The organism is Psychrobacter sp. M4 (assembly GCF_055699795.1).
In genome coordinates this window covers 3,078,424-3,090,346 of the sequence record NZ_CM146740.1, presented here as the reverse complement: position 1 = coordinate 3,090,346, position 11,923 = coordinate 3,078,424, and the positions used below count along the sequence as shown (strand labels likewise).

8 protein-coding genes are annotated in these 11,923 nt (G+C 42.7%); 4 read left to right on the top strand and 4 right to left on the bottom strand.

All coding sequences use genetic code 11. The features are described from left to right. The first annotated feature begins 637 nt into the window (after positions 1–637). From ACR63N_RS12915 to ACR63N_RS12900, 4 genes are all read left to right on the top strand, one after another. Positions 638–1,969 (top strand): GNAT family N-acetyltransferase, encoded by a 1,332-nt coding sequence (locus ACR63N_RS12915; protein ID WP_472782124.1) that lies wholly within the window; start codon positions 638–640, stop codon positions 1,967–1,969. Between the two features lie 347 nt (positions 1,970–2,316). Then, a complete protein-coding gene (gene glyA / locus ACR63N_RS12910) occupies positions 2,317–3,570 on the top strand; it encodes a serine hydroxymethyltransferase (RefSeq protein ID WP_472782123.1) in 1,254 nt (417 codons plus the stop codon). A 310-nt stretch (positions 3,571–3,880) separates the two neighbouring features. Then, positions 3,881–5,707 (top strand): oligoendopeptidase F, encoded by a 1,827-nt coding sequence (gene pepF / locus ACR63N_RS12905; RefSeq protein ID WP_367110433.1) that lies wholly within the window; start codon positions 3,881–3,883, stop codon positions 5,705–5,707. 709 nt (positions 5,708–6,416) lie between these two features. Further along, the gene (locus ACR63N_RS12900) at positions 6,417–7,958 is read left to right on the top strand and encodes an alanine/glycine:cation symporter family protein (protein ID WP_472782122.1); all 1,542 of its coding nucleotides are present in this window, start codon (positions 6,417–6,419) and stop codon (positions 7,956–7,958) included. A gap of 273 nt (positions 7,959–8,231) precedes the next feature. Here the strand turns inward: ACR63N_RS12900 and ACR63N_RS12895 are convergent, their stop codons facing one another. From ACR63N_RS12895 to ACR63N_RS12880, 4 genes are all read right to left on the bottom strand, one after another. Then, positions 8,232–8,570: a barstar family protein gene (locus ACR63N_RS12895; protein WP_367106536.1), complete on the bottom strand. Its 339-nt coding sequence runs from the start codon at positions 8,568–8,570 to the stop codon at positions 8,232–8,234. A 1-nt stretch (position 8,571) separates the two neighbouring features. Beyond that, positions 8,572–9,306: a ribonuclease domain-containing protein gene (locus ACR63N_RS12890; protein WP_367106537.1), complete on the bottom strand. Its 735-nt coding sequence runs from the start codon at positions 9,304–9,306 to the stop codon at positions 8,572–8,574. A 229-nt stretch (positions 9,307–9,535) separates the two neighbouring features. Continuing rightward, positions 9,536–10,810, bottom strand: a complete 1,275-nt coding sequence (locus ACR63N_RS12885) for a sodium/glutamate symporter (RefSeq protein ID WP_367104558.1) — start codon at positions 10,808–10,810, stop codon at positions 9,536–9,538. A gap of 406 nt (positions 10,811–11,216) precedes the next feature. Next, positions 11,217–11,915 (bottom strand): ZIP family metal transporter, encoded by a 699-nt coding sequence (locus tag ACR63N_RS12880; RefSeq protein ID WP_367104559.1) that lies wholly within the window; start codon positions 11,913–11,915, stop codon positions 11,217–11,219. Positions 11,916–11,923: the final 8 nt, after the last annotated feature.

The window sequence follows — 11,923 nt, the reverse complement described above, 5'->3', positions numbered from 1 at the left end:
TCAACTTGTTGGCATTGATATTGATGAAAAAGCACCTTAATTACAGACTATAAACTCATAAGCCTCAAGCTTATAAGACCTACATTTACAGTCTCTAAACTTACAAACTCTAAATGGCTTAAGAATGAATTGTTAACAACATATTATAGCTGATAAACTATAAATCAGATACGATGTCAATCTCTTAAGATGGACGGGTATACTGTTTTCATCCATATCTTAGGTAACCAAATTATATTAAGCTGGTAAAAACCTTATTCTACCAGTCATCAGCACTGATATCATCTTTTCTATACTTTTACAGCTTTTTAACTCTGTTTTTCTAGCTCCATTTTAGAGTGCAGACGTTAAAGACAATGTACATCTCACAGCTACAAATGTTGGATAAGCAGCTTTGACGTTGCTTTATATCAATAAACAACAAATATTCTTTTCGCGTATTTTACATTCGAGCACTAGCTGTTTAGAAGTGCTCAATACGCTTTAAGCTTTTATATCTATGTGTTAACTTTCATAAAAAATAGGCTAATATTTTCGTTTGTTTTATCTACGCATTTGTACAAATTATAATAGCAATCTGGTAAGAATTTGCTAGGATTACTACTAACTAATACTCAAAAAAGTGATAAAAAACAATATGAATACAAGTTTACAATATGCGCTAGTGCAGGATATGAGCTGGCAAAATTTAGCCGATTGGCAGACACCTGACACTCCTTTTATGTCGTTTGAATTTTGGCAAGCATTAAATGATACTGGCGCCATCGGTGATAAGGCAGGATGGTTACCTATCTTTATTTTAGTGCACCGCGTAGAGAAGCAAGATTTAGCACAAGCGGAGTCAGCATTGGATATCACTCAACCTGTAGCAGTGATGCCCGTATTTATAAAAGATCATCATCGCGGCGAGTTCGTATTTGATTATGCGTGGGCGCAAGCTTATGCACGCTATGGCATTGATTATTACCCGCGTCTAGTCACCAGCATACCCTATACGCCAATTACCGGTGAGCGTTTTTGGTTGGCTCAAGGTGAGCGCTTAGATACTGAAATCGTAACCACGGCTATTGCTGGGATCGACGATATTGCTGGGCAAGTGGGCGCCTCAAGCTGGCATGGACTCTTTGCTACCTCCAAGTTGGCAGCTCTTGCGACTACGGCAATGCCTGCTGATAATGTTGTGGATATGGCAGCAATAGCGGCAGAGGCTAGTGAGGTCGGATTAGAAGAGCTAACTTCTCATCTGCCGGTGCTTGAGCGCCAGGGCTGTCAGTTTTTGTGGCAGAACAAAAACTTACTTGAGAATGAACGCGCTTTTACAGATTTTGATGAGTTTTTGATGACATTGACCGCCAAAAAGCGTAAAACAATTCGCGCTGAGCGCAGAAAGGTGGCTGCACAAGGGATTACTTGTTCTCGCAAATGTGGTGACAAGATTAGCGATGAGGATTGGCAAGCTTTTTATCATTGTTACGTGATGACCTATGCCGTACGCGGTCAAAAGCCTTATTTGAGCATTGATTTTTTTATAGCCTTGGCACAAAGCATGCCTGAGCATCTTATGCTCGCCCAAGCTTATGATAGTAGTAACGAAATCATCGCCAGTAGTTTGTTTTTGTACGACAATATTGATAATGACAATAGTACCTTGTACGGCCGCTATTGGGGCGCACTGGCTGATTACGATAGCCTGCATTTTGAGCTTTGTTATTATCAAGGTCTCGAATTTGCTATTGAGCAGGGCCTTGAATATTTTGATCCGGGCACGCAAGGTGAGCATAAACTCATTCGTGGCTTTATTCCGACAACGACGCACTCACTGCACCGTATTTATGATCCGCGTTTTGTACCGGCGATTAGCAATTTTTGTACTGACGATCGGATGCGCATGGCACAATATCGTAAGCAGGCTCATGAAGCGCTACCTTTTAATGCCGATAACATGCCCAAGTTTGACGTAAATAAATGAGACGAACCTAGCTAAATGATTGTGATATTGCGCTTACTATTTGTATCTGCAGGTGACTATTTTTATTTATAGTTTTTTAAAATTTAAAATATCTAAGACGTGTTTACTTCAAGTTAAGGGGAGTGATTTTACGCTCGTGACATAAATTTTCATGATACACTAGTTTTGTAATAGAATTTAGATGCAAGACAAGCATCAAAAGTAGTGCTGAGCAGGACAAGTCTATTCTAGACTATGTCCTTTTAATCGTTTTATCTCAACTAGAAAAACCCTAGTAGTACTTTAATCACCTTATTTTTAATAAACCCTTTCTAATTTTAGTCATTAGACCTACATAGGACGTAAATATGTTTAAAGATATCTCTATTAAAGAGTACGATCCAGAGCTTGCTGCAGCTATGGAAGCAGAAAGCAAACGTCAAGAAAGTCACGTTGAGCTTATTGCTTCAGAAAACTACTGCTCGCAAGCGGTGATGGAAGCGCAAGGTTCAGATCTGACCAATAAATATGCTGAAGGCTATCCGGGCAAGCGTTATTATGGGGGCTGTGAGCACGTAGATGTCGTTGAGCAGTTGGCTATTGACCGCGCAAAAGAGCTGTTTGGCGCAGAATACGTCAACGTCCAGCCACACTCAGGCTCTCAAGCAAACTCAGCGGTATTTTTAGCGCTTTTAGAGGCCAATGATACCGTCCTTGGTATGAGCCTTGATGCTGGTGGTCACTTGACGCATGGCGCGCACATAAACTTTTCAGGCATTAACTACAATGCCGTGCAGTACGGTCTAAATGAAGCTGGCGAGATTGATTACGACGAAGTGGATCGCTTAGCTCGTGAGCATAAGCCTAAGATGATCATCGCAGGTTTCTCAGCTTACTCACAAGTGGTGGATTGGCAGCGTTTTCGTGATATCGCCGATGAAGTGGGCGCATACTTTTTAGTGGATATGGCGCATGTCGCTGGTCTTGCTGCTACTGGCGCCTATCCAAGCCCAGTACCATTCGCTGATGTGGTCACCAGTACCACGCATAAAACACTACGTGGTCCGCGCTCAGGCATTATCTTATCGCGTGATGATAAGCTGGCCAAAAAACTCAACTCTGCCGTGTTCCCAGGTAATCAAGGTGGTCCTTTAATGCACGCTATTGCAGGAAAAGCAGTAGCATTTAAAGAAGCACTGGAAGATGATTTTAAAACCTATCAAGAACAAGTGGTCAAAAACGCCAAAGCCATGGCAAAAGTGATCATGGATCGCGGCTATGAGATCATCTCTGGCGGTACAGAAAACCATTTGATGCTGATCAGCCTCGTTAAGCAAGAGATGACGGGTAAAGAAGCCGATAAGTGGCTTGGCGATGCTTATATTACGGTTAATAAAAACGCCGTCCCCAACGATCCAAAATCACCGTTTGTGACCTCCGGTATCCGTATCGGTACGCCAGCTGTGACGACACGCGGCTTCGATGAAGAAGATGTCAAAGAATTGGCAGGTTGGATTTGTGATGTGTTAGACAGCCGCGGCGACGAAAAGGTTATCGCTGATACCTGCGAAAAGGTTAAGGCCATTTGTGCCAAAAAGCCTGTTTATGCTAAAAACCAATAGTTGACTGGGTATAGTTAGTTAAAAATAAAACTGTTATTTGAATTTGCATGGGCTGCTGGGATGAATTTTGCGCAGCCTCTGTGAAATTTATGTAAACAGCCAGCAAGGAAAATTTATACCAGCAGCACTATATTCTTTTTAGAGTGCATCGACTATAGCATTAATAGTAAGAACCGCTTGGCTTTGGCTCAGCGGTTTTTTTATGGTTGACGTTTTAAGAGTCAGAATTTTAAATTAACGGTTATGCTACTATCGACTTATAATTAAGCCGATTATTATTCTTTAGAAAACTACAAAATAAGAGAAAAACATGACTCAATCGCAAACCCAAAAACCAACCCAATCTTTACCCCTGCGTAAAGACGTGCCTACCCAGTTAACTTGGGATATGAGCGCCTTATATGCGACGCCAGCCGACTTTTACACGGATTTAGATAAAGCAGAAACGCTCGCTAATAAATTAAGCGATGGCAGCTTACTTGTACTTAAAGACAGCGCCAGCATCGTCAAATTATTAGAAACTTATGAGGCATATTTAACCATCCAGTCCAAGGCAGGCACTTATGCAGGCGCGCAAAGTGCGGTTGATATGACTGATAGCGAGCTACAAATTAGAGCGCGCGATTACTCGTCAAAAATGGCAAAGCTAGATAGCCAAACCACCGTAGTGGTGCAAACGCTAAAGCAAGCCAATGAAACCATGATCCAGCAAGCGCTACAAGACAACGATAAATACCGCCCGTTTTTATTAGATTTATTAGCAGAAAAACCACATACCTTGAGTCTAGATGTCGAGACTGCGCTAGTAGCGTTATCGCCAGTGCTGGGATTGCCTTATGATAATTATGAACAGTGCAAATTAGCGGATATGAGCTTCCCCGACTTTGAGGTCGATGGCAAGTGGTATCCGCTGAGCTTTTCAGCCTTTGAAAACGAGTATGAAACCGATGTGCGTACCGAGTTTCGACGTGCTGCCTTTAAAGCGTTTTCAAAGCGGCTGCGCGAGTCGCAACATACCATCGCTAGCAATTATTTGACCCAAGTTAAAAAAGAGAAAATCATCGCTGACATGCGCGGTTATGAATCTGTTTTTGACTATCTACTGCAGGAGCAAAAAGTTCCGCGTGCCATGTATGACGAACACATCGATACCATCATGACGCATTTAGCAGTGCCCATGCGCCGTTATGCCAATTTGCTCAAGACCGCAAACGGCATCGATAATATGACTTTTGCGGATCTAAAAGTGCCGTTGGATGCCAGTTTTGTGGCGAAAGTCAGCATCGATGACGCGCGTGATTACTGTGTCAACGCTTTAGCGCTACTGGGCGAGGACTATACCGACATGGTCAAACGCTCATTTAGCGAGCGCTGGTACGACTTTGCACAAAATAAAGGCAAGAGCACGGGCGGCTTTTGCGCCTCACCTTATGGCGAGCACTCCTACGTCCTGCTATCTTGGACAGAAAACTTAGGCGATGTTTTCACCTTAGTGCACGAAATTGGGCATGCTGGGCACTTTTATAATGCAGGCCAGCAGCAAAACTACCTAAGCTACGCGCCCTCACTGTATTTTATTGAAGCGCCCTCAACCTGTAATGAGCTGCTGCTCGGACATTATTTGCTACAGCAAAAGGACGACAGCGCCTTTCAGCGTTACGTTATTAGCTCGCTACTATCGAACACTTATTATCATAACTTTGTGACGCACTTTATTGAGGCGCACTTTCAGCGCGAGGTCTACCGCGCTGTCGATGCGGGCAAGAATTTGAGCACGGATGATTTGCATCAGCTGATGAAAGCCAGCTTACAACAGTTTTGGGGCGATGCTGTCGAGATTGACGATGATGCGGCACTCACTTGGATGCGCCAGCCGCATTACTATTTGGGCTTGTATTCCTACACTTATAGTGCGGGTCTGAGCATCGCCACGCAGCTGTTTAAAAAGCTACGTAACCAAGAGCCTGTCATCGACGATTGGCTCGCGGTACTGCGTGCTGGCGGCTCAAAAACGCCTGCCGAGCTGGCGCAAATGATCGGTGTGGACATCACGGATAAAGCTACACTTATTGATACGATTGACTTTATCAGTAGTTTGGTTGAGCAAGCGGCTGAGCTGACTGAGCAGATGGCTTAGGGAGCAGGGGTAGGGTACATTTTATGCACCGTTTGGAGTCGTTGTAGGGTGTCGCCCTGTGCACCATTAAAAGACAGATATTTCGGGTATTCTTATTACGCGGGGCGACACCCTATGATAGTGCAAATTCGAAAATAAGGTTTGCCAATTTGGGGTAGGCTGGGTTTTTAACCCAGCATTTTAACTTTGCAAAATTACGAGCTGGGCTAAAGCACCAACCTACGCTAACTTAACGAAGTTTATGAAAAAGCTAATGCTATCTAGAAAAAACCTGTTAATGCTAGAAATTGGAAAAGATTTAGAATGACAGCAAACAAAAACTGCTTGGCTTTTAGCTTAGTAGTTTTTTTGCGTTATCACTATCATTTTTTGATTCTATTGCTACTACGTAGCCAGTTGTCAGATACGATACAAACTCTAATTTGTTGTAGTAAGGGTATGGGTGTTTGCTTTGAGTTTCTAGTTTGATGACTATTTTAGTGATTATGGACTGTATTATGAATACTACCTTTTAGAAGCTAGGTTTATATCTAATTTAAAAAAAATTATAAATTTTTTGTTTATTTAATCTTATTAGTATATATTTAACGTTAACAATATAGTAATAATAAAAGTATAAATCGTAATGTTCAATTACATATTTAATATTGATATTATTACAATTGTTTCAAAGTTCACTAGGAAGTGATTCTTATTAAAGGGATTTTTTATGAAAAAACAATCGTTAGTCGCTATGTTATTCCTACTTAGCACCAGTCTTGCGCAAGCGGCTGAGCCTGAACAGACAGGCTTAGCTGCATTTGGTGCAGGTCTTGATAGCTTTATGGCTAATATATTTGGATGGTTCGTAGATCTTATCTTCTTCTCAGTGCCACTCGGCGATACAAGCTTTCCACTCATTGTAGGTTGGTTGTTAGCTGCAGCAATAATATTCACCGTCTATTTTGGCTTTATCCAGTTTCGTCAAATAAAATTATCTATTGATATTGTCAGAGGCAAGTATACCGATCCTAACCCCGCTGTCAAAGAAGAAGGCGAAGTCAGCCATTTTCAGGCCTTAGCTACTGCTTTATCAGGTACCGTTGGTCTTGGTAATATTGCAGGTGTGGGTGCAGCGCTGGCTATTGGTGGACCTGGTGCCACTTTTTGGATGATCGTGGTTGGCCTGTTCGGTATGGCCTCCAAGTTTGTAGAGTGTACGCTAGGTGTCAAATATCGTACGGTACTACCATCTGGCGCTGTATCAGGTGGGCCTATGTACTACCTAAGCCGCGGTATGGCTGAACGTGGTATGGGCGGATTTGGTAAGTTTCTAGCCGTTGGTTTTGCGCTGATGTGTTTATTGGGTTCATTAGGCGGCGGTAACATGTTCCAAGGTAACCAAGCCTTTGCAGTCATGAGCTCTACTTTTAATATCCCAACAGATTACAGTATCTTCTTTGGCGTTGGCTTGGCCTTTTTAGTCGGCATGGTTATCCTCGGTGGTATGCCGAGCATAGCAAGCGTTACTGAAAAAATCGTACCCTTTATGGCTTTGTTATATATCGGTATGAGTGTAGTCGTACTAGTTGCAAACTTTAATCTTATCGGTATAGCATTTGAACAGATTTTTGTTGGTGCTTTCACTGGTGCTGGTGTTGCAGGTGGTTTTGTTGGTGCATTAATTCAGGGCTTAAAGCGTGCGACCTTCTCCAACGAAGCGGGTGTTGGTTCTGCCGCTATTGCTCACTCAGCGGTAAAAACCAAAGAGCCTGCTACCGAAGGTTTAGTAGCCTTACTAGAGCCTTTTATTGATACAGTTATCATCTGTACCATGACGGCATTGGTTATCACTATATCCGGGGTGAACACAGCCGCAAACTTACAATCTCAAGCAGTTACTGGTGTAGATCTAACCCGTGCCGCCTTTATGGAAACGGCTCCAATTTTCCAATACTTCCTAGCTATAGCTGTGATAATGTTCGCCTTTTCAACGATGATTTCATGGTCATACTATGGTCTAAAGGCTTGGACTTACCTGTTCGGTGAGGGTAAATTTACCGAAATTATATTCAAGCTCATCTTTTGTATCTTCGTCGTTATCGGTACCATCATACAGTTTAGCTTTGTTATCGACTTCTCAGATGCAGCCATTTTCGCTATGTCAATCTTTAACATCATCGGTTTATACTTCTTGATGCCGATTGTGAAAAAAGAGGTTCAATCCTTTGTTGCTCGGGTGAAGAGTGGTGAGATTAAAAAGTTTAAATAATGGGTTTGATTGAACAAGCTTCATAACTTTATAATTCATAAAAGCCCGCCAAGAGTAGTCTTGGCGGGTTCTTCGATATCTGATATTCATTATTTAGCAGATCTTTATTAGTCTCGTAGATTGGGTTTTTAGCTCAGTATTGTGACTTTGTAATATATAGAAGCTGGGCTAAAGCCGCAGCCTACAATTGCGTTTTGAATAGAAAATCAGTAAAGAGTAATTAACATGACAGACTATGATATTGATACCTTACTTAAGCAATCAAAACAGTAGCTACTCATCACCATCTCCCCCAACCACCCACAACTGCGGCCTACCAAAATCTCGATAAGCATCCTCAATCATACTTTTAAACACTTCAAAGTCCTCGTTATTTATCTGCTGCACGTCAGTTAAATCTAAACGTAAATGCTCAGCATCACTATCTGTTAAGCAGTCCCAAGCACTATCCCAATTGTGGGCAAAATAATCAGGGAAGCTAAGTGCCTTGTCTAAAGCCTTCAATAAACTAGCCTTATCAAGGACTTCATCTACAACAATATCGATAGCTTGCTCAGGAACATGGGTAGGCGTTTCGCTGTCTTTATTAATATAATGAATGGCTTGGCTCATATTAGTTCACCTGTAATTGTCTAAAGCTATCGTAGTGATCGACGGTTAGATAATAGACAGTCGGTGGATTGCCGCCCGTGACGATACGTCTAGCGCCGCGATGTGAGAGGCCGGGTGTCGGTACGGTGTACTCGCGGTAGTAGCCACTGGACTGCGCGGGCAGGCGACCTTCACGGTTATAAAAGGTCGTGCCGTCTTTGGCAGGATAAGGGAAAGGACCGCCTTGCTGAATCAGTGCGATAGTGTTATCAATTTGCGCATCGCCAGTGATGGCGGTATTAGCGCTTTGCTCAGTTTCTGAATAGCTGGGCGCTATATCTGCGTTGATTACGTCCTGATTGAACAGCGCTGACTTGATATCACCAAAGAAATAAACAGCCATAGCGATAATGGCAATGAAACTAATCAGGGTGGTGAGTGGACTTTTTTTATGCTGGTTTGCAGGTCGTGGACGCTTTGAATTAGAGTGGTTTTGACGCGGCTGGTTTGTCGTAGCATGGTAGGACTTTAAGGGTGGACTCTCTTCAAGGCTAAGGGTGGTATCCGTGACCTGAGTGGCACGTAGCTGGTTTTTTTCGTTGCGAGCACTGCTAAAATACACCTGCTGTCCAATACGGATAGGCTGCGATAATTTAATAGTGCTGACATGAAAAAACACGTCCTCGCTTTGGTCATCGGCGGCGATAAAGCCGTAGCCTTTATCAGCGTTCCAGTGTTTGATAGTGCCGCTTTGCATGACTACTTTTCCTATTGGTAACAATTTTTCTTACGTGCTCTGCCTTTATAGGTTTAATGCTATGCAAGGTTTATACCAGTAGCATTATTAAAATGGATTAACGATATGATAGACATGGCGTCAACAGACGCTACTACACCCTAACAAACGCTCTTTAATAAAAAATCCTACGCTAAAAAAACGTCAGCATTTAGCTGACGTCTGTGTTGATGACTTAACTCATATAAGATCACATAAACGGTAAATTAACAAATATTTGCAAGATTGTAGCATTGACAATATCAACAAAAAAAGCGCCTACCATAGGTACAATTAAGAATGCCTTGGGCGAGGGTAAGTAGCGATCGGTAATGGCCTGCATATTAGCAATAGCGGTCGGCGTCGCGCCCATACCAAAGCCGCAATGTCCTCCTGATAATACGGCTGCATCATAGTCCTTGCCCATAATTCTAAAGGTTAGAAGATAGACATAGGCAATCATAATTACAGTCTGTACCAGTAAGATAATGATAACAGGTCCTGCCAAGTCAGTCAGCTGCCATAGCTTCAATGATAACAATGCCATCGCTAAAAACAGACTTAATGAGGCGTTACCGAATACGTCAATGGAGCGATCAAACATATCAAAGTTGAAGACGATTGTGAGCACGTTACGGATAATCACCCCGCCTGCCAGCGCCCAAACGAAGGTGGGGAGTTCAAACCAAGTATCTGTCGCCACCATAGTCATAGTCTCAGCAAAAGCCAGCGCACCCGCGAACAAGGCCAGAGTCTCAATGGTAGAGGAGGCAGTAATAAAGCGCATACTATCAGGTCTTTCAAATATGTCTTTATTACTATGTGCTTTATCTTCATCATGCTTGGTACTATACAGTGACTGCGCGCTGGCGACTTTTTCGATATCGCTTGGATCAGACTTGGCAACTGAAGGCTGCAAACCAAGCCTATTGATCAATCGGCGCGCCACAGGACCACCAATCAGACCACCAGCTACCAGTCCATAAGTAGCTACTGCAATACCTAAAGTTGTCGCGCCGACTACCCCGTAGTCTTCTTCTAAAGTAATGCCCCAAGCGCCTGCCGTACCATGACCACCCGTTAGCGCAATAGAGCCTGTCACTAGCCCCAGCAAAGGATCAAGGCCAAGAATGCTTGCCAAGGCAACCCCAACGATATCTTGTAAAACAATAAAGACCGATACGACGATGGTGAAAATCAGTAATGGTGAACCCCCAGCTTTAAGCCGACCAAAATCAGCGCTGAGTCCGATAGAGGCAAAGAACATTAGCATGGTGGCAGTTTGCAAGCCTTGATGAAAATTAAAGGTAAACCCCCAAATGATATTAAGCGCGTAAACAATAATAGCAGCAACCAAGCCGCCTGCCACCGGCTCTGGAATATTAAAATCCTCTAAAAACTTAATTTTTTTCACCAAAAAGCGTCCAAGCAACAGTACTAGGGTGGCAAGGATTAGGGTGTAGTAGCCATTTAGGGTAATTTCCATAAATCTATCCTTTTTTTTGTAAGCCTAAGAATACAAATAAACCTGAACTTAAAATAAGATACGCCTTATTTTAAGTTCAGGTTTTAAAGTAAGAAGCTAAAATTATTTAATCTTACATCTCACTCTTGTCAGATACTGCGTTATGATGTCACAGTCCATAATTGCGGTTTACCACATCTTTGGTAAATGTCTTTAATAAGCTGTTTAAACATGCCAAGGTCTTTATGATTTTGTTCAACAGACCCCTTAAAATAAGAATATAAAAAAGTCAGCGATTAAGCTGACGTTGTAAATTATACTTTAAGAGAAGTTATAGAGGGCAAGATAGATACAAGTTTTAATAAATATCAGGATGGGTATTAGTATAGTGAAGTAGAGTTAGTAAGAATAATCAAAAATTTTGACTTTAGCCGCCTAACTGATTTAGTCCTAGTGCTAGAATTAAGCCAATAGCAGTGCTAATACCTGCCCAGTGATTGCCTTTTTTAAAGGCGTCAGGGAAGATCTCGGTTGCCAGCGAGGCAATCACCGCACCGGCAGCGAAGCAATCGATCAAGCTTAAAGTAGATTTTGGTACATCACGCAGCAGCTGATTGCCAGCGATAGCTGCAACCGATAATAAAACAGCGGCCCCAATCCAGATCATAATTATCTTTTTATTACTGTTGCCATCCTCCTTCATTTGTTTCGCGCCGCCAGCAGCTTCTGGCAGATTAGAGAGCAAAATAGAGCCTGCTAATGCGGCCACTTGCATAACGTTACCACCGATCAGTGATACCCCCAGTGCTAAGTTTTCAGGCACGCCATCTAAGGTGACCGCCGCTAGTAGACCGCCGCCGCCACCGCTTTGCATTTTTTCGTCGATTAAATAATCGGTACCAGTAAACACAGCTGCGCCTAGCAGGGTGAACGTTATAGTGGCGAGAAGTCCGCTATGATTAACCGCAGGCTCTAGCATTTGTAAAGCGACTGATAGCATCAAAGCGCCGCCAGCGATAGCTAATAAGTTACCTTGAACCCATTCTGAAAGGCTGCCATAGGCACCCCATAGTGCGCCAACGATAAGCGCGCCTGAGACGACTAAAATAACCAAAAAAACCATCATGATTTTAA

Excerpts from the sequence above, each read along its gene's own strand:
- ACR63N_RS12915 (WP_472782124.1), top strand. The coding sequence starts at position 638 with ATGAATACAAGTTTACAATATGCGCTAGTGCAGGATATGAGCTGGCAA.
- glyA (WP_472782123.1), top strand. The coding sequence starts at position 2,317 with ATGTTTAAAGATATCTCTATTAAAGAGTACGATCCAGAGCTTGCTGCA.
- pepF (WP_367110433.1), top strand. The coding sequence starts at position 3,881 with ATGACTCAATCGCAAACCCAAAAACCAACCCAATCTTTACCCCTGCGT.
- ACR63N_RS12900 (WP_472782122.1), top strand. The coding sequence starts at position 6,417 with ATGAAAAAACAATCGTTAGTCGCTATGTTATTCCTACTTAGCACCAGT.
- ACR63N_RS12895 (WP_367106536.1), bottom strand. The coding sequence starts at position 8,570 with ATGAGCCAAGCCATTCATTATATTAATAAAGACAGCGAAACGCCTACC.
- ACR63N_RS12890 (WP_367106537.1), bottom strand. The coding sequence starts at position 9,306 with ATGCAAAGCGGCACTATCAAACACTGGAACGCTGATAAAGGCTACGGC.
- ACR63N_RS12885 (WP_367104558.1), bottom strand. The coding sequence starts at position 10,810 with ATGGAAATTACCCTAAATGGCTACTACACCCTAATCCTTGCCACCCTA.
- ACR63N_RS12880 (WP_367104559.1), bottom strand. The coding sequence starts at position 11,915 with ATGATGGTTTTTTTGGTTATTTTAGTCGTCTCAGGCGCGCTTATCGTT.